The sequence below is a fragment of the Massilibacterium senegalense genome (assembly GCF_001375675.1).
Lineage (GTDB): Bacteria > Bacillota > Bacilli > Bacillales > Massilibacteriaceae > Massilibacterium > Massilibacterium senegalense.
Genome location: NZ_LN831786.1, coordinates 1,960,514 through 1,979,040, shown reverse-complemented (window position 1 = coordinate 1,979,040; position 18,527 = coordinate 1,960,514). Strand labels below are relative to the sequence as shown.

Here is an 18,527-nt window from a genome sequence, read left to right as displayed (position 1 = left end):
ACAGAACAATCAGTACAACCGACAGTCACACCAGAAAACCCAACAGAACAATCAGTACAACCGACAGTCACACCAGAAAACCCAACAGAACAATCAGTACAACCGACAGTCACACCAGAAAACCCAACAGAACAATCAGTACAACCGACAGTCACACCAGAAAACCCAACAGAACAATCAGTACAACCGATAGTTCCATCAGAAAACTCAACAGAACAATCAGCACAACCGGCAGTTCCAAAGGATACAGTAGCCCAGCAACCAAAGCAACAAACAACGGCGCCAAAACAAACTATTCAGCAACCCAATCCTTCTAACCAAAAAGAGGGGAAACAAGACAATCCAATTACAAATGGCAAAGCGATTACTGGTTTTATTTTAGGTATAATTGGAATTACAGTTCCTTACCTTGGATTTCTGATAGCGATTGTTGGAATCGTATTTTCTTCGATTAGCTTAAAAGAACTCAAAAATACGCAACAGGGTGGAAAAGGCTTAGCTATTGCAGGCTTAGTGTTAGGCATTATTTCAGTTTCATTGTATATTATTGTTATTTTCTTCATCATGTTTATATTTATGATAGATTCTTCTTATTAGGAATAAATAATACGGTCTTTACCGTTGCATGTTTTCTTTGTATAAACACTAGAATACACGTGTATTCTAGTGTTTTTGATGAAAAATGGGGAAAAGAATAGGAAGGGAGGTGTTTGTAATGCGAGAAGTACAACAATCAGGAAAAGTTATGGAGTAAAAAATGAAAATGACGTTAGAAGAAGTAACGGCACTTCTTGATACTATCTCTACGAAACTAAAAACGGACGGCACCTTTACAATGATTCATAACAACGAAGAAATAAAAGTAACACCAGCAGATATCGTAAAAGCAGAAGTAAAATATAAAGAAGAGTTGAAAAAATATACGTTTGAACTAGAACTAACATGGACAAAAGGACAACCAATCAATAAGATTGAAATTAAATAGGTAGACTACACCATACGAGCGGTGTAGTCTTTTTTTTGGACGAATAAGGGATGATGATTTGCTTGTTTAAGGTGCACCTTTTCCCGTATGAATCAATGCAATAATACCGATTAATAAACAGCAAAAAATGAATAAGGAAACGTTCCTAAAGAAATCACGTAATAAAAGAGCCGTTAGTATAAACCAAAGTATTATACCGATTGAAAAAGACCAAAAAGGTGCAATTTTTTTAATTTTGATTAAATAAAAGAGTAATAGAAAAATGGGGAGACTGTAGCAAATGTATAAAAAATTGTATTCTTTCTTCTGGTATGTTTAGACTAAAAGCAGAAAGTCCCGAAACGAATGGGATAAAAAAGATGAACCAACCGATTTGTTTTTCTTCTTTAGACATAGATTTTACCTTTCTTTAAACATAACTACCTATATATTCCATTATATAGTATTCGGGTAAAATTAAAATAATAGGAATATACGTTTGAATAATCAGTCCATGTCATTTATTTATAATAAAAGAAACGATACTACTAAGAAGAATAACGGTTTTTTACTACAAAATATGGAGGTGGGCGAAAATGAAAAAAATATTACTTATTACAACCGGTGGAACGATTGCTTCAACAAATGAAAATAAACAGGGTTTTGCACCAACGTTAACGCCTGATGATTTATTAGCATTAGTAGAAGAACCATTAGAAGATATAGTGGTCGATGCGCGTTCTGTTATGAATATAGATAGTACGAATATGCAACCAGAAGATTGGCAGTTAATCGCGAAAACAATTGAACAATCGTATAGCATATACGATGGGTTTGTTATAACACATGGTACGGATACGATGGCGTATACCTCTGCTGCGTTATCCTATATGCTTCAAGGTCTCGGAAAACCAGTCGTGTTAACGGGGTCCCAAATTCCGATTGGAGAGCCGGGAACGGATGCGAAAAGAAATGTAGCAGATGCTTTTACGTTTGCTGCACACGGTGTTCCTGGTGTTTATGTCGTTTTTCATGGACGAATTATTCGCGGTACCCGGGCAATGAAGATGAGAACGAAAAGTTTTGATGCGTTTGAAAGTGTGAATGCACAAGACGTTGGGAAAATAGTGAACGGAAACATTGTGTATGATCCGTCTTTTCGTGAAGAGAAATCATCCGCGCCATTTCAAGTACAGATATCGCTTTGTCCCGATGTATTCGTCCTAAAATTACACCCTGGTGTGAAAGAAGAATTAATCGATTTCTTGCCGTCTTTGTATAAAGGCGTCATTATTGAAAGTTTCGGAAATGGGGGATTACCATTTAAAGGACGAAACTTATTGCAAAAAGTAACAAAATTAATCGAAGCGAAGATGGCAGTTGTCATTACGACACAATGTTTAGAAGAAGGGGAACATTTAGAAACATATGAAGTGGGGAAAAAAGTGGCAAAGATGAATGTTATTTTAACAGGGAATATGAATACAGAAGCCATTGTTCCAAAGTTAATGTGGGCGCTTGGTCAAACGACAGAAAGCGATCAAATAAAACAACTGATGGAACGACCGATTTGTGCTGATTGTATATAAAGAAATCTTCCTTCTGCGAGAACATCGCAGAGGAAGATTTTTTTATTTTTCGACATTCCATGTGTCACGTAATTGGACGTTCCGTATCGCACGATAAAATTTTTGGCGTAAGTCCGGATATTGTTCGCTTAATGTTTCGATTAATTGTTTCGTTTCTTCTCGCTTTGTCTTTTTATCCGCAGGACATGGATTATGGACAATTGGCAAATTTTTAGATTGCACAAATTGGATAATTTGTTTTTCTTCAATGGCAATCATCGGACGAATTAATGTAATATCCATGCGATTTAAATAGGTCACTGGTTGGAAAGAACCGATTTTTCCATTAAACAATAAATTCATAAAAAATGTTTCCATTCCGTCATCTAAATGATGACCGAGCGCTACTTTGTTACAACCGAGTTCTTTTGCAAGTGAGTATAACGAACCGCGTCGCATGTTAGCGCATAAAGAGCACGGATTTTTTTCTTTTCGAATATTAAACACCACTTCGCTTATGTTCGTTTCTTGTACATATAACGTGTGCCCTAAACTTTCTACGAACTGTTTCATTTCTGTAAAATCGACACCCTCAAATCCAAGCATTAAAGAAATAGGTACAATCTCGAATTTTATTTTCATTTTCTTTTGCAACGCAGTAAGGAGATAAAGGAGCGTTGTACTATCTTTTCCGCCAGAAAGGCCAATCGCGACTTTATCACCATCTTCCATCATTTGATATTCTGTTATCACATTTTTCATCGGAATAAGAAATCGTTTATTATCTGAATTTGAAATTTGCATTGGTTGTTACTCCTTTTTCAAGCGTTCTATTCTTTATTTTCTAAGAAAGAGGGAGTAAAAAGCAAGAAATTTTTAAAAAACAGAAAAACTTTTAATATTGATATTCATTATCAATATTATCGAAATAGTTTATCAGAATCCAATTCCCTTTAATTGTGCATAGATAGTTATCATTGGTCCCTTTTGTGAAATAGACAAATATAGGGACACGTTCATCTATCCATCACGGAAAGGATCCATATCTTTTCGGGTGGAAGATGAGCGTTATTTTAGGGAGAAAAAATATGTAAAAAAAAGTCATTATTTTTGCAAATATGGGTGGAAATACAGAAGAAATTGCGACGATTGTTGCTAATAAATTAAATCTTCTGAAGCATAAGCTTGATTTAATGGAATGACACTCATAGAAAACACAAGCAATAACGACATAAAACGCAATACTATCTTTGAATTTTTCAACAATATAGCTACCTCTCCTTATTTTTAACAAAGAACTTCAAAATAATCACAAATACAAAAATCGTTATACTAATTATTGCCTTGACGCTTACCGAAATACTTTCAATAAAAACCAACAAAGTTAATACAAACAAACAAAGTATATATATCCATTCTTTATTAGATTCTTTCATAAAATACCTCCTTAAATAAACATCTACCACATAATTCACTATAACAAACGATTTTTTTAATCATTCTTTTTTTCTAGTAAACTTTCATATGCCTTCACAAGTGATTCTAAATCTTTTCTAGTTCAGTCCGATTTACCTTTGACAATTGCCACATATTCCTTTTTTCTCTAAACTATTAAAAGAACACGGAGAAGATGTGACAACAATAGATATCATGGATAGTCCAGAAGTAGAAATATTACAGGAATATGACCGGATTTTACTTGGTGCGTATACATGGGGCGACGGTGATTTACCAGATGATTTTCTTGACTTTTATGATGGATTGGAAACCATCGATTTAACAGGAAAACATGCGGTTGCATTTGGATTTGGTGATACTGGGTATCCAGCGTTTTGCGGAGCTGTGGATTTGTTACAAGATAAGTTAGTAGAAAGCGGTGCAACGGTACCGATAGAGAGATTGAAAATGGAATTATTTCCAGAAGAAGAAGAGGTAGAAAGATGCGAAAAATTCGCAGAAGACTTTTTACAATCGGCTGCTAAGTAGTGTGGTATTTTTTAAATACAAAATTGGTAAGTAGGAGTGAGGAAAATGATTGAACCTTATGTACAAATACGAACGTTAACGGATGATCAATTAGTTCCTTTTTTAGAAAATCCCTCTCAGTTTTATCATACATATATATTGAAAAAGAGACATCCAGTTCGTTGGCAGTCGTTCGTTCAGTCCATTATTCATAGGGTGCTTCGCTATCATTATAAAAAGTCTAGCTCTGCCGATGATCTAGTAAAGTTTATGATGAAACTGTTTTATATCATTCCAACTACCTTTTTTGATTCGAAAATTCACTATTACGACGTAGCAGCAAATATAACACAACAATTTGTTCAACTAGTACAGAAAAACGATGCCACACCACCTGTTCTTTTTTTAGAACCGGTTAGCGTGAATCATGAAGCGCTACAAATGAAAATGAAGATATTTGTAGATGTAATGGAATGAACAGCGTCTTCTTTTCTCGTTAAAAAATATATTGTATCTGCAAATGAGGAACAAATCGATTTGTTATATAAAATGATGGTTGTTTGTCTGTATGAAGCTTTTGAAAAATTACCAGAACAAATGAATATAGTTTCTTTGTTAGAAAATCGCGTGTATACGTTTCATCCTTCTATAGAGGATGTTGAACAGAGCACCGACTATTTACAACTAGTCAAAACGCTTATGATGGAACCAAAACAATATAGTGGAAATCATACTCAAGAAGCCGTTTATCTTATGTAGATAACGGTTTTTTTCGTTATACCATCCAAAAAATTTCCCGGGAAAAGTAGCTTCATTATGTTCCTTTTATAGCCAAAATCGCGATGTAAGGGTATTTCTTTCTAGCAGTAAATGGTAGTATAAATAGAAGAATGGAACAGAAGGAGACATAATAATGGATCTGCTACAGTTTGGGTTAGTGTTAGCAATTGGCTTTATTGCCGGTGTGATTAATGTGCTTGCAGCGGGAGGTTCAATGTTAACGTTACCGATGCTTATTTTTTTAGGACTGCCAGCTGCCGTAGCAAATGGGACAAACCGTATTGGAATTTTAGTACAAAACGTAACCGCTACGGCAAATTTTTACCGAAAAGGATATGTTAATCCGAAAGTTGCGTTGTATTTAAGTATTCCAGCTGTTGTCGGTTCGTTGCTCGGTGCGATGATTGCAGTGAATATGACTGACCAACTGTTTCAACTTATTTTAGCATTTGTTATGGTTGTGACGATGATTTTTTTAGTATGGAAGCCGATTCCGAAAGAACGATTAAAATCGGTTGATTGGAACGCATATACGAACATGCAAAAAATGATTGGGTTTGGTGTGTTTTTTCTGATTGGAATGTACGGTGGATTTATTCAAGTCGGCGTTGGCTTTTTCATTTTGCTTGCGTTAACGGCAGTATTTCGGATGTCCCTTTTTGACAGTAATGTGTTAAAGGTAGTTATTGTAGGGCTGTTTATTTTTTTATCGCTGTTTGTCTTTATTTGGCACGGACAAGTTAATTGGGGATTAGGTATGATGCTTGCGATTGGAAATGGATTAGGCGCTTATGTTGGTAGTCAATTAACGATCACTAAAGGTGAAAAATGGATCAAAGCTGCATTGTTTGTGATGGTCCTCGTCATGGCAATCAAGTTAATCTTTTTTTAGCATCCAATGCAACCGATTTTTTTCATAAAATCCGAGAAGGTCTTGTTTTAATTTTTCTTGTTCCGATGTGTGTGTAAGAACGACATGATGGCGATAGTAACCAGCAATTTCACGCATCGGTTTGCAGTGAGTAAGCACGTGTTCAAAAGTCGGCTTTTTCGCCCACTTCTGTTCTGTCACCCATTTCAGATTAGCAACCATATCTTTTTTTGAAAAGTAATAGCTATGATCATCTTTGGATTCCCAATAGCTATAACAAAGGTTTATAAGAAAATCTAACCACATATCTTTCTCCCCCTTCTATTCATGTACTAAAAAGAATTTTTTTGTTTCAAAAAGGATGCTCGTATGTTCTGGGATAGGAAAGAAATAATGGATAAAGGAACCAAATTGCTAGCAAAATGAAAGGAAGAAACATAAAGACAAGTGTAGTAGGCAAGGAAAAAATGACTGGGATTATACCAATACACTACTCTTTTTTCGATAGCTTAAGGAAGGATAAACGGTCGTTTTACAATGTGGACAAACTGGTTTTTTCATTTTTTTCGTCTCCTTTTTCTGCTATGAACGGAATAGCTTTCTACCATCTATCATTTTACATAAAAAACCATCTTCTGTCTAATGAAAAGAAGATGGTTTTATTCGGTTATTTATTTGTTTGTTCAAAGTCATGGAATGTTTTCATGACGATAGAGATTAGCCCTAGTAAAGCAAGTAAGTTTGGAATCACCATTAAGCCATTAAATAAATCGGCTAATTCCCATACGACTGGTACTTGTAAAGTAGTGCCAAGTACGATAAAAGATAAAACGAACACGCGGTATATTGGGATGAAGCGTGTGCCAAATAAATATTTCACATTCACTTCTCCGAAGAAATACCAACCTAAAATAGTCGTAAATGCAAAGAATAATAAGCAAATCGCAATAAATGGGTAACCGAAAGAGCCAAGTCCTAACGTAAATGCTTCTTGCGTTAAGTCAATACCTTTTTTACCAGATGTATACGCGCCAGTACTTAAAATAACGAGCGCTGTCATCGTACAAATAATAAAGGTATCAATAATGACACCCATAATGGCAACCATTCCTTGTTCTGCCGGGTGTTTTACTTTTGCTAATGCATGCGCATGCGGGGTAGATCCCATGCCGGCTTCATTCGAAAAAAGACCACGGGCGAATCCGTAGCGAATGGCTTCTTTGACCGTTGCTCCGATAAATCCACCTGTTGCGGATTGCGGAGTAAAAGCTGCTTCAAAAATTAATTGAAATGTCGGAATGAATTGGTCGCTATATATGACTAAAATGACGACGCTTCCTGCAATATATAAAAGTGCCATCATTGGTACAACTCGCTCCGCAAAAACAGAAATACGGCGGATACCGCCAACAATGACAAGTCCAATCAATGTTGCGACGATAATACCGACAGCTATTTTGGGAACATGAAATGCTTTATAAAACGCCTCTCCAATCGAGTTGGATTGCACCATGTTGCCGATAAAACCTAAAGCAATAATGACAGAAATAGCAAAAAATCCTGCTAAATATTTATTTCCTAACCCGTGGCGAATGTAGTAAGCCGGTCCACCTGTCAGTTGACCATCTACTTTTTGACGGAATTTTTGCGCAAGTACCGCTTCTGCAAAAATGGTTCCCATCCCAAAAAAAGCACTAACCCACATCCAAAAAATGGCCCCCGGTCCCCCGAACGCAATCGCGGTAGCAACCCCGGCTAAGTTTCCTGTTCCAACTTGGGCCGCTACTGCGGTTGATAATGCTTGGAACGAGGAAATGCCATCTCCTACTTTTTTCTTTTTGGAAACAAACCCACTATATATATGCTTGACCATCATTGGTAGTCTACGAATTTGAATAAAACGGAGACGAATTGTAAATAAAATCCCGGTTCCTAATAATAAAAATAAGAGTACGTAATTCCATAAAAAAGAATTAATCGTTTGTAATAATGAAAGTATATCCATTGTTAAAAGCCTTCCTTTATCCCAGTTTCTTTTAAAAATCGTTATCCTATTGTAACATAACAATTTAAAAATAAAAAAACTAGAATTTTTTCGAAAATAAAAAAACTCACTAGCTCTGAGCTAGTGAGTCATATAGTTTACTCGTTTTCTTCCTTGATTTCAATTTTACGAGCGTTATCTTTTTGTTTTTTAGGGATAGTAATGTACAGTACTCCTTTATCACTTTTAGCAGTGATGGCATCTTTATCGGCATTGTCTGGTAATGTAAATGCACGTTGGAAAGATCCGTAAGAACGTTCAATGTGGATGTAATTTTTTTGTTCATCTTTTGTTTCTGTTTTTTGTTCACCCCGAACGATTAATTGATTTCCACTTACTTCAATTTCAATGTCGTTAGTGCTCATTCCTGGAATCTCAACTTCGGCAATAAATGTTTCTGACGTTTCTTCAATATTGGTCATTGGGGAAAAACGATTGTTTTCGTTGAAAAAATCACCTGAAAGAAACGGCTCATCAAATACTTTCGTAAACATTTTGTCAAACTCATCTCTTAATCGAAGAATCGGTGAATTAGGAACTGTAGGTTTCATGTAACACATCTCCTCTTTCTTTTTTCTTCGCAACCAGTTGAGTTGTTTGATTCAAGGGGTTACGAATTTTTATTTCATTATAGGTTTACCACAAAGAATAAAGTTCAAACATTTTTGTAAATGTTTACTAGAAAAAAATTAGGGTAGAGTATCTTTAGGAGAGAAGGAGGAATTTTACATGAGTAAAAATATCGCAAAAGGTAAATGGAAACAAATAAAAGGTGAAGCAAAAGAAAAATGGGGAAAATTAACGAAAGATGATTTCAAAGTGATTGATGGAAAATTCGATAAGTTTGTTGGTGCCGTTCAAGAACGTTATGGTAAAACAAAGAAAGAAGCAGAAAAAGATGTGAAAGAGTTTTTGAAAAAATTCGATAAAGAAGATAAAAAAGATAGTAAGAAAAAAGATGCCAAAGGAAAAGATAACAAAAAGAAAGATACTAAAGCAAAAGACGTGAAAAAAGACGACAAAAAGAAAAACGCAAAAGCGAAAGAAGATAAAAAAGGCGACAAGAAAAAAAATAAATCTGCCTAATGGAGAAAGTACTGCTCCATTTGTCATTTTGAAAGATTCCTAATGATGACGTTAGGAATCTTTTTTTATGTAAAAATTTATTTTCACTGCAAATAAAACTTTCTTAAAAAATTAATTTTCATTATGTTTTCAAAGGAAATAAAAAGGGTAAAAAACACGATAACAAGGCTTTTTTCAACCATATAAACAACGTGTTGATAGTGTAAAAAGTATATCAATATACTAAAATACACCAAAAATTAGACTATTTTATGAACATTTTGTGATAATTACTTTACTCCTATAAAAACGATTTATAATAGCCTTGATAAAAAATGCTTTTTTAAAAAAGTACTGAGGGAGGACTCTAGTGATGATGAATATTGGCGTGCCTGGTTTAATTTTAATCGTAATTATTGCCCTTATAATATTTGGTCCGAAAAAGTTACCTGAGATTGGACGAGCAACAGGTGAAACGTTAAAAGAGTTTAAAAATAGTGCTCGTGAGCTAAGTAAAGACGAAGAAGAGAAAAAATAAAGAAAGGGTGTTTATACATGCAAAACATCGGTGTACCAGGGTTAATTTTAATTATCATTCTAGCATTAATTATCTTTGGTCCAAGTAAATTACCAGAACTAGGGCGTGCTGTCGGTTCTACATTCCGGGAATTTAAAAAGTCCGTATCAAGTGAAAAAGAAGAAATTAAACAAGCATTAGAAACACCAGAAGTAAAAAAAGAAGCACAAGTAGAATCGACTGAACAAAAAGATCAAACGAATCAGTCGTAACAGGTAAGGGGCTTTCCGATGGAAGAAAAAGATATGACTTTAATCGAGCATTTAGAAGAATTACGGAAACGTCTTTTTATTACGCTCGGTTCACTTATTATATTTTTCATTATTGGTTCCTTTTATGCAAAAGATTTATACGAATTTTTCGTAAAAGATATAGAAGATAAATTGACCATTTTAGGACCAACTGATGTGTTATGGGTGTATTTGATGATTATGACTTTATTTGCGGTGACGTGTACGATTCCTGTATTAGCGTTGCAAATTTGGTTATTTGTCAAACCAGCTTTACGACCAAAAGAACAAAAAGTAACGTTAACGTATGTTCCAGCCTTATTTTTCTTATTTATAGGTGGATTATCTTTTGGTTATTTTGTCGTGTTCCCAACTGTAATGAATTTTCTTATGTCGTTAAGCGGAGAAATGTTCGAGACGATGTTTACGACAGAAAAATATTTTAAATTTCTATTAAATATGACGTTGCCGTTTGGTATTTTGTTTGAACTTCCTCTAGTTATTATGTTTTTAACGAGCATGGGCTTGATCAATCCAGTATTTTTACAAAAAAACCGAAAATATGCGTACTTTATTCTCGTTGTCGTTGGGGTTGTTGTTTCACCACCTGATTTTATCTCTGACTTTTTAGTTATTATTCCTTTACTTTTTCTTTATGAAGTGAGCCTAACCTTATCGAGATGGGTGTATCGCAAACGGTTAAAAGCAAACAAAAACGAAGGGCAACTGATTGACTAAAGGAGTGGAAAAAATGACGAAAATAGCGGAAAAAGAAAAAACTATTTATCAGTCCGTATTAGAACGCGGATTTTCTCGTCGTGATTTTATTAAAATGTGTACAGCATTAGCAGCAACGATGGGATTGAATTTTTCGGATACAAATAAAGTAGTAAAAGCGATGGAAACGAAAAAACGTGTACCAGTCATTTGGCTTCAATTCCAAGACTGTACGGGCTGTACGGAATCGTTTATCCGTTCTTCTCATCCGAGTGTGGAAAGTCTGTTATTCGATATGATTTCGTTAGAATACTCAGAAGCATTATCAGCAGCTAGCGGTATGCAAGTAGAGCAAGCAAAGGAAGATGTGATTCAAAATTATCCCGGTGAATATATCGTTGCGGTAGAAGGGAGTATTACGCAACTCGATGAGTACGTGATGATTGGTGGTCATTCCGGGAAACAAATTTTAATCGATACGGTGAAAAATGCAAAAGCAGTCATTGCGTACGGTAGTTGTTCGGCGTGGGGCGGGATTCCTGCTGCAGGGCCAAATCCAACCGGTGCGATGCCGATTACAGAAGTAGTAAAAGATAAACCAGTACTATTAGTTCCAGGTTGTCCGCCGATTGGGGAAGTGATTACCGGTGTATTAGCGCACATTATTACGTTTGATCGTTTGCCAGAACAAGATGCACAAGGTCGTCCGAAAGCGTTTTATCGTCATCGTATTCACGATAAATGTAACCGTCGTGCTTATTTTGATGCGGGACTGTTCGCAGAAAGCTTTGATGATGAAGGGGCAAAACAAGGATATTGCTTATATAAAGTAGGTTGTAAAGGGCCAACAACGTACAACTCCTGTGCGGAAATGCGTTGGAATGGCGGGGTGAGTTATCCGATTCAATCTGGAAACCCATGTATCGGATGTTCGGAGAAAAACTTCTGGGATAACGGGCCATTTTTTGAACGTGTGGCAAAAGTTCCAGGAACACAAACGACGATTAATCCAGAAGAAATTGGTTTATATGCAACCGCAGCTGCAGCAGTCGGCGTAGCAGGGCATGCGGCGCTTACGGCAGTGAATAAAAAGAAACAAACAAAACAAGATGAAACTAGAGAGGACGAATAACGATGGCAGAACGTATTGTAGTAGATCCAGTAACACGTATTGAAGGGCATTTACGTATTGAGGCGGATATTCAAGATGGTGTGATTCAAAAAGCATATAGTTCAGGAACAGCGGTTCGTGGATTAGAAGTTATTGTACAAGACCGCGACCCACGTGATGTTTGGGCATACATGCAACGTATTTGTGGCGTATGTACATCGACGCACGCATTAGCGGCGATTCGTTCCGTTGAAGATGCGTTAGATATTAAAATTCCGAAAAACGCCCATTTAATTCGTGACTTAATGAACCAAGCTGTTATGATTCATGACCATGTCGTGCATTTTTATCATTTACATGCCTTTGACTGGGTGGACGTGTTGAGTGCATTAAAAGCAGATCCAAATGAAACGTCACGGATCGCGCAATCCATTTCGGATTGGCCAAAATCATCGCCTGGTTATTTTAAAGATATCCAAGCAAAAGTACAACGTGTCGTAGATAGCGGACAGCTCGGTATTTTTGCAAATGGCTATTGGGGACATCCGACGTATAAACTTCCACCAGAAGTAAACTTAATGGCAGTTGCGCATTATTTAGAAGCGTTAGATTGGCAAAAAGAAATCGTTAAAGTACAAACGATTTTTGGTGGGAAAAACCCACATCCACACTATGTTGTAGGTGGAATGGCAACACCGATTGATATTAATAGCGATAATGCTATTCATGCGGAGAAATTAATGCACGTGCAGCGCATCATTGATGAAGCGTATGAATTTGTCAATAAAGTATACGTACCAGACGTGTTAGCAATCGGGTCGTTTTATAAAGACTGGCTTCATGGTGGTGGGTTAAATAACTACCTTGTATACGGTGATTTTGCAAAAGGTGGCGACATTCGCGACGTTAGTAAATATCGAATTCCACGCGGTGTTATTTTAAACGGAAACTTAAATGAAATTTTAGACGTAGACCCACGTGACCCGAACCAAGTACAAGAATATGTAGACCATTCTTGGTATACCTATGACGGAAAAGGAACAGGCGGCCGTCATCCATGGGAAGGGGAAACGACGTTAAAATATAGCGGTCCAAAAGCACCGTACAAAAACTTAGATATGGATAAAAAATATAGTTGGATCAAATCGCCACGTTGGAAAGAGCATCCGATGGAGACAGGTCCACTTGCTCGCTTGTTAGTCGGATATGCAGCGAAAAAAGATGTTTATGTGGATACGGTCGATAGAGCGTTAAAACAATTGGACGTGCCAATTTCTGCGTTACAATCTGCCATCGGTCGGACACTTGCGCGTGGATTAGAAGCGGGAATTACCGTTGGTTGGATGAAAGACGATATGAAAGAACTGTTAGAAAACATTAAAAGTGGTGACCAAGTAACGTTTGACCGGACAAAATGGGAGCCAAGCTCATGGCCGAAAAAAGCAAAAGGTGTGGGCTGGATAGAAGCGCCACGCGGAGCATTAGGACATTGGATTACCATTGAAGACGGAAAAACAACGAACTATCAAGCAGTCGTACCGACAACATGGAACGCATCTCCGATTGACCATAAAGGACAAATTGGCGCATACGAAGCATCGTTACAAGGAACACCGATTGCGATTCCGGATCAACCGTTAGAAATTTTACGTGTCGTTCATTCCTTTGACCCTTGTTTAGCATGTGCGGTTCATTTAACGGATACAGAAAATAAACAAACGACGCAAATTCGTTTAGGTTAGGAGGGGGTACCATGTCAAATCGGGCGGAAAAGTTTGACCCAAGTCATATGTCCAGAGAAGCAAAAGCAGTCAACGGAAAAACATACGTATGGGAATTTCCCGTACGTGCGTTTCACTGGATTAATGCGCTTTGTATTTTTGTGTTATTCGCTACCGGTATTTATATTGGTCGTCCGTTTGTAAGCCCGACTGTTCCAGAAGAAGCGTATTATTCGTATTTACTTGGATACGTGCGTAACGTGCATTTTTACACGGCTTTCTTATTTACGATTAACTTACTTATTCGTTGGTACTGGGTATATAAAGGGAACAAATTTGCTCGTTCGAATCCACTAAAAAAATCATTCTGGGCGGGCGTATTTGAAACGTTAAAATACTATTTATTTTTACCGAATAAAAAGAAACATTACCTAGGACATAACCCATTAGCAGAATTAAGTTACTGGATTTTTATCGGTCTTGGTTCGATTATCGTTGTCTTTACCGGGTATTTCTTATACTTCGAGCCACAACCAGAATCCGTATTAGGAAAAATGTTTATGTGGGTGCCGTATATTTTTGGAGATAGTTTCCTCGTTCGCTCTTGGCATCACCTTGTTGCGTGGGGCTTTATGGTATTTGTCGTGATTCACGTATACATGGCATTCCGTGAAGATTGGTTAAGCCGTAACGGTACGATGTCTTCGATTTTTACTGGCTATAAAAACGAAACAGAACATGCTCCTACGGAAGCGAAAGAAGAAATGGACGGTGCGAAAAAACATGCCTAATGACATTACCGTTCTCGGAATCGGAAATACGATTTATTCAGATGAAGGAATTGGCGTACATGTATTAGCGTACGTCGAAAAAGCATTAAAAGAGTTTTCGAATGTGACCATTATGGAAGGAGCAACCGATGGAATGCGGTTGCTCGGTCCTATTGAAGAAACGAATCATTTAATTATTTTGGATGCGATTAATGCAGGAAAAGAGCCTGGGGAAGTGATCGTATTAGAACGCGATGAAATCCCAGCGTATTACGGCATTAAAATGTCGATTCATCAAATTGGTTTCCAAGAAGTGCTCGGTGCTGCGCAATTGTTAGAAAAACTTCCAGAACATATGATTATGTTCGGCGTACAACCGGAAGTGTTAGATTTTGGTGTCGGGATTAGTGATTCGGTACGAAAACAAATACCAACGCTCGTCGATTTAGTGAAGCAAAAAGTCGAAGAGTGGGGGGATAAAAAGTGAAACGCTCGGATTTTTTAAAAGAAATGCAAAAAGGTTTTTTGCAAACGACGAAAGAGTTGTTCATGCCTTTTATTGAAGACGATATCGAGAAAGTGAATCGTGTCGTGGAAGATTATTCTGGGTATACGTGGGTAGAAGTTCCCGTTTCGATGGAAGCTGCTCGCGACGGAGTCACGAATTTTTACCAAGACGGGAAATTGTATTATTTGTATAAACAGCAAGATGATGTTTGTATCGTGGATGCTGCGTGTCCTTCGTGCAAGCATCATCTTCATTTCATGAGTTATAACGAAACGTTTCGCTGTATGAATTGCGATACGACTTATACATTAGAAGATGCGTTAACAGGAAATCACATCCCGATGTCAGAACGGAACGGTAAAACGTGTATGGGAATTCGGGAAAAAGGATGAGGCGACATGCATGAAATGGCGTTAATGGGAGATTTATTAGATTTAGTAGTACAAGATGCAACGAAGCGCGGGTTTACGCGCATTGATTCGATTGAGTTAACAGTTGGGGAATTAAGCAATGCGTTACCAGATGCATTAAGGCTTGCTTTTGATGTGTATAAAGGGCAAGATATTCCGCTTATTCAAAAAGATGCAACGTTAACGATTACGATGGAAAAAGCGCATGCACAATGCGTCATGTGTGGAACGACGTATGTCCCAGAGCAAAAATTAGCGCTTTGTCCATCTTGTCATTTGCCAACTGGAAAATTAACGAGCGGGGAAACGCTACGTATTGAAACGTATGAAGGGAGCTAAGCAACGTGAAAATTTCGTTAGGAGCGGACGTATTAGAAAGCAACAATACAGCTGCTATGTACAACCGACAACAATTTCAACAATCTAAAACACTTGTCATTAATATGATGAGTTCACCAGGTGCTGGGAAAACAACGATTTTAGAAAAAACGATTGAACGTTTAGCAGGTCAATATCACATTGGCGTTATTGAAGGGGATTTAGCAACAGAACGTGATGCCGACCGAATTCGCGCTCTCGGAGCAAAAGCGATTCAAATTAATACGAACGGTGGTTGTCATTTAGATGCACGAATGGTCGCAAAAACATTGCCAGAATTTGATTTAACAAAAATCGATATTTTGTTTATTGAAAATGTTGGGAATTTAGTATGCCCATCTAGTTACGATTTAGGACAAGATCATAAAATTGCGATTTTAAGTGTGCCAGAAGGAAATGATAAAATTCCGAAATATCCAGTGATGTTCCGCCGCACGGAAATGGTTATTATCAATAAAATCGATTTATTGCCATATTTAAATTTTAGTGTAGAAGAAGCAAAACATGATTTAGCAGCGATTAATCCAGATTCAACGTTACTAACATTATCTGCTACGACAGGTGAAGGAATGGATGAGTGGATACAATGGATCAACGCCAAATACGAACAGTTACAACAACTAAAATAATCGTTCGCGGTCGCGTGCAAGGTGTCGGTTTTCGACCATTTGTTGCGAATTTAGCAAAAAAATACGAGCTGAACGGAACGGTTCAAAACAATTTAGACGGTGTGTATATCATTTTGCAAGGGGAAAAGGTGTCTTCTTTTTTAGTTGATTTACAACAAAAAGCACCGCGGTTAAGTCGGATAGATGAAGTAGAAGTAGAGACGACGACACGTGCTCCTTTTGATTCGTTTTCAATTATTCCGAGCGACGAGCAAGGGTCTTCTCGACTTGTTATCCCGGTAGATGCAGCTGTTTGTCCGGATTGTTTGCAAGAAATGAACGACCCGAAGAATCGCCGGTATCGCTATCCATTTATTACGTGTACCCAATGTGGTCCGCGCTATACAATGATTCAAGCGTTGCCGTATGACAGGGAACGAACATCGATGGCGTCGTTTTCTATGTGTCCAGACTGCGGGCAGGAATATACAGATAGCACGAATCGCCGGTATCATGCGGAACCAACTGCGTGTGAAACGTGCGGTCCCGTCGTCTCTTTTTGGACGATTGAAAAAGGCCATCTTGCAGACGGGGAAGCGGCGATTCAAAAAACGATTCGGCATCTACAAGCAGGTGCTATTGTCGCGATAAAAGGGATCGGTGGCTATCATTTAGCCTGTGATGCGAAGAACGAAGAAGCAGTAAACCGTCTGCGGGCGCGCAAACGTCGTCCGAACAAACCTTTTGCCGTCATGGCTGCATCGTTAGCGGAAACTCGTTCGTTTGCATACGTGTCTTCGGAAGAAGAAGCGTTGTTAACGTCTAGTGAAGCGCCGATTGTAGTGCTTGACTTAAAGCAACCGTTCCAAGTGTTAGCACCGCAGTTACAAACGATTGGCGTCATGCTTCCCTATACGCCACTGCATCATTTAATGATGGAAAAGTTTTCGCTTCTCGTCATGACAAGTGCGAACGTTTCTGGATTACCGATGGTGTATGATGAGCAAGCTGCCTTTACACAATTGGCGGGGATTGCTGATTTCTTCTTAACGCACAATCGTCCTATCGTTCATCCGCTCGATGATTCAGTCGTAAAAAAAGGATTGTTTTTACGGCGTGCTCGCGGCTATGTGCCAGACGGATTAACGGTAGATGTCGATGTAAGTCAGGTTGTAGCGTTAGGGAGCCAACAAAAAAATACGTTTGCACTCGGACGAAACAACCAAGTATTTCTCGGTCCGCACATTGGTGATTTACAGTCGCAAGAAGTAATTGATCATTTTCGGAATGAATGGCATCATCTCCGTCAATGGATGGGGATGAATCATTCTATTATTGCGGTAGATGCACATCCCGGCTTTGCGACACAATCATTGGCAACGCAGATGGACGGGGAAGTAGTCAAAGTGCAGCATCATCACGCACATTTCGTTGCTTGTTTAGCCGAAAACAACGTAGACACGTTGTCTTACGGAATTATTTTAGATGGGACCGGGTACGGGTTAGACGGAAACATTTGGGGCTTTGAATGTGTGTATGGAAATGCCGCACATTTCGAACGGCTCGGACATTTAGCGTATACGCCGCTTGCTGGTGGAGAAAAAGCGATTGTAGAGCCGTGGCGCAATGCGGTGTCGATGCTCGTTTTTTTCTTTGGAGAAGAGGGAAAACAAATGGCTTATGAACGTTTTCCGGAAAAACGAGCAGCGATTGATATTATTGCACACATGGTCGAAAAAAACTTGAATGCTCCGCTCGCCGGAACGTGCGGCCGGTTATTTGATGCAGTGAGTGCGTTCCTTGGGTTGTGCGAAGTGAGTACGTATGACGGCGAAGCGGCCATCGTGTTATCGGAACAAATGGTGCATTATGAGCGAAAAAAGGAACGTCCATACTCGTTTTCTCTGGAACGGGTGGCGGGAGTAGACGAAATCAATGTTAAGTCGATGTGGAAAGAAATCATGGCCGATATCAAGACGGGACAGGCAACGACGACGATTATTGCCCGTTTTCACGAAACAATTATTCAAGCCATTGTTTGTATGTTGAAAAGACAAACGAAACAGACGAAACAAGTGGCACTTTCGGGTGGTAGTTTTCATAATGAATATTTACGAAAACACCTAAAAGAAGCATTGCAACAAGCAGGGTATGACGTGTTAGAACATAAACAAGTGCCACCGAGTGATGGTGGGTTATCATTTGGTCAATTAATGATTGCAAAAGAAAGGAGCGTTTAA

The 18,527-nt window shown here is 38.1% G+C and carries 23 protein-coding genes; 19 read left to right on the top strand and 4 right to left on the bottom strand.

From position 1 onward, the window contains the following. The first annotated feature begins 189 nt into the window (after positions 1–189). The 3 genes from BN1372_RS15900 to BN1372_RS13235 all read left to right on the top strand — a co-directional run bounded on the left by BN1372_RS15900 (position 190) and on the right by BN1372_RS13235 (position 2,553). Positions 190–597 carry a DUF4190 domain-containing protein gene (locus BN1372_RS15900; protein ID WP_082419058.1) on the top strand — a complete coding sequence of 136 codons (408 nt, stop codon included), beginning with the start codon at positions 190–192 and terminating at the stop codon, positions 595–597. A 160-nt stretch (positions 598–757) separates the two neighbouring features. Continuing rightward, positions 758–985, top strand: coding sequence for an amphi-Trp domain-containing protein (locus BN1372_RS13240; protein WP_062200322.1), 228 nt, complete (start codon positions 758–760; stop codon positions 983–985). A 575-nt stretch (positions 986–1,560) separates the two neighbouring features. Further along, a complete protein-coding gene (locus BN1372_RS13235) occupies positions 1,561–2,553 on the top strand; it encodes an asparaginase (RefSeq protein WP_062200319.1) in 993 nt (330 codons plus the stop codon). Between the two features lie 42 nt (positions 2,554–2,595). On the opposite strand, the gene BN1372_RS13230 is transcribed toward BN1372_RS13235, so the two are convergent. Continuing rightward, a complete protein-coding gene (locus BN1372_RS13230) occupies positions 2,596–3,336 on the bottom strand; it encodes a tRNA 2-thiocytidine biosynthesis TtcA family protein (protein ID WP_062200317.1) in 741 nt (246 codons plus the stop codon). A 777-nt stretch (positions 3,337–4,113) separates the two neighbouring features. On the opposite strand from BN1372_RS13230, the gene BN1372_RS13225 reads away from it, so the two are divergent. The 4 genes from BN1372_RS13225 (at position 4,114) to BN1372_RS13210 (ending at position 6,169) form a co-directional block, all read left to right on the top strand. Then, entirely contained in the window at positions 4,114–4,518 is a 405-nt protein-coding gene (locus BN1372_RS13225; RefSeq protein WP_062200314.1) for a flavodoxin domain-containing protein, read from the top strand. 45 nt (positions 4,519–4,563) lie between these two features. Next, positions 4,564–4,974, top strand: a complete 411-nt coding sequence (locus BN1372_RS13220) for a hypothetical protein (RefSeq protein WP_062200310.1) — start codon at positions 4,564–4,566, stop codon at positions 4,972–4,974. A 60-nt stretch (positions 4,975–5,034) separates the two neighbouring features. After that, on the top strand, positions 5,035–5,256 hold the full coding sequence (locus BN1372_RS13215) for a hypothetical protein (protein WP_062200307.1): 222 nt from the start codon (positions 5,035–5,037) through the stop codon (positions 5,254–5,256). A 154-nt stretch (positions 5,257–5,410) separates the two neighbouring features. After that, complete coding sequence (locus BN1372_RS13210) at positions 5,411–6,169, top strand: sulfite exporter TauE/SafE family protein (protein WP_074018195.1); 759 nt, start codon at positions 5,411–5,413, stop codon at positions 6,167–6,169. Here BN1372_RS13210 and BN1372_RS13205 read toward each other — a convergent pair. The 3 genes from BN1372_RS13205 to BN1372_RS13195 all read right to left on the bottom strand — a co-directional run bounded on the left by BN1372_RS13205 (position 6,155) and on the right by BN1372_RS13195 (position 8,743). Further along, the gene (locus tag BN1372_RS13205) at positions 6,155–6,454 is read right to left on the bottom strand and encodes a hypothetical protein (protein WP_062200304.1); all 300 of its coding nucleotides are present in this window, start codon (positions 6,452–6,454) and stop codon (positions 6,155–6,157) included. The two genes, BN1372_RS13210 and BN1372_RS13205, sit on opposite strands and share 15 nt — an antisense overlap. A gap of 361 nt (positions 6,455–6,815) precedes the next feature. Continuing rightward, positions 6,816–8,153 (bottom strand): alanine/glycine:cation symporter family protein, encoded by a 1,338-nt coding sequence (locus BN1372_RS13200; protein ID WP_062200302.1) that lies wholly within the window; start codon positions 8,151–8,153, stop codon positions 6,816–6,818. Between the two features lie 137 nt (positions 8,154–8,290). Continuing rightward, a complete protein-coding gene (locus tag BN1372_RS13195) occupies positions 8,291–8,743 on the bottom strand; it encodes an Hsp20/alpha crystallin family protein (RefSeq protein ID WP_062200299.1) in 453 nt (150 codons plus the stop codon). 178 nt (positions 8,744–8,921) lie between these two features. On the opposite strand from BN1372_RS13195, the gene BN1372_RS15895 reads away from it, so the two are divergent. From BN1372_RS15895 to hypF, 12 genes are all read left to right on the top strand, one after another. After that, positions 8,922–9,278 carry a CsbD family protein gene (locus BN1372_RS15895; RefSeq protein ID WP_074018194.1) on the top strand — a complete coding sequence of 119 codons (357 nt, stop codon included), beginning with the start codon at positions 8,922–8,924 and terminating at the stop codon, positions 9,276–9,278. Between the two features lie 352 nt (positions 9,279–9,630). Continuing rightward, positions 9,631–9,795, top strand: a complete 165-nt coding sequence (gene tatA, locus BN1372_RS13185) for a twin-arginine translocase TatA/TatE family subunit (RefSeq protein ID WP_325062689.1) — start codon at positions 9,631–9,633, stop codon at positions 9,793–9,795. A gap of 17 nt (positions 9,796–9,812) precedes the next feature. Continuing rightward, positions 9,813–10,046, top strand: coding sequence for a twin-arginine translocase TatA/TatE family subunit (gene tatA / locus BN1372_RS13180; protein WP_062200293.1), 234 nt, complete (start codon positions 9,813–9,815; stop codon positions 10,044–10,046). An 18-nt stretch (positions 10,047–10,064) separates the two neighbouring features. Further along, on the top strand, positions 10,065–10,802 hold the full coding sequence (gene tatC, locus BN1372_RS13175) for a twin-arginine translocase subunit TatC (protein ID WP_062200290.1): 738 nt from the start codon (positions 10,065–10,067) through the stop codon (positions 10,800–10,802). A 13-nt stretch (positions 10,803–10,815) separates the two neighbouring features. Next, positions 10,816–11,913, top strand: a complete 1,098-nt coding sequence (locus BN1372_RS13170) for a hydrogenase small subunit (RefSeq protein ID WP_062200288.1) — start codon at positions 10,816–10,818, stop codon at positions 11,911–11,913. A gap of 2 nt (positions 11,914–11,915) precedes the next feature. Continuing rightward, complete coding sequence (locus tag BN1372_RS13165) at positions 11,916–13,634, top strand: nickel-dependent hydrogenase large subunit (RefSeq protein ID WP_062200285.1); 1,719 nt, start codon at positions 11,916–11,918, stop codon at positions 13,632–13,634. Between the two features lie 47 nt (positions 13,635–13,681). After that, complete coding sequence (cybH, locus tag BN1372_RS13160; RefSeq protein WP_230198854.1) at positions 13,682–14,404, top strand: Ni/Fe-hydrogenase, b-type cytochrome subunit; 723 nt, start codon at positions 13,682–13,684, stop codon at positions 14,402–14,404. Further along, entirely contained in the window at positions 14,397–14,870 is a 474-nt protein-coding gene (locus BN1372_RS13155; RefSeq protein ID WP_062201373.1) for a HyaD/HybD family hydrogenase maturation endopeptidase, read from the top strand. Before cybH ends, BN1372_RS13155 begins: the two co-directional genes overlap by 8 nt. Continuing rightward, positions 14,867–15,283: a hypothetical protein gene (locus BN1372_RS13150; protein WP_062200279.1), complete on the top strand. Its 417-nt coding sequence runs from the start codon at positions 14,867–14,869 to the stop codon at positions 15,281–15,283. The genes BN1372_RS13155 and BN1372_RS13150 overlap by 4 nt, the downstream gene beginning before the upstream one ends. 6 nt (positions 15,284–15,289) lie before the next feature. Beyond that, on the top strand, positions 15,290–15,640 hold the full coding sequence (locus BN1372_RS13145) for a hydrogenase maturation nickel metallochaperone HypA/HybF (protein ID WP_062200276.1): 351 nt from the start codon (positions 15,290–15,292) through the stop codon (positions 15,638–15,640). 5 nt (positions 15,641–15,645) lie between these two features. Continuing rightward, positions 15,646–16,308, top strand: a complete 663-nt coding sequence (gene hypB / locus BN1372_RS13140; RefSeq protein WP_062200274.1) for a hydrogenase nickel incorporation protein HypB — start codon at positions 15,646–15,648, stop codon at positions 16,306–16,308. Next, positions 16,266–18,527 (top strand): carbamoyltransferase HypF, encoded by a 2,262-nt coding sequence (gene hypF, locus BN1372_RS13135; RefSeq protein ID WP_062200271.1) that lies wholly within the window; start codon positions 16,266–16,268, stop codon positions 18,525–18,527. Before hypB ends, hypF begins: the two co-directional genes overlap by 43 nt.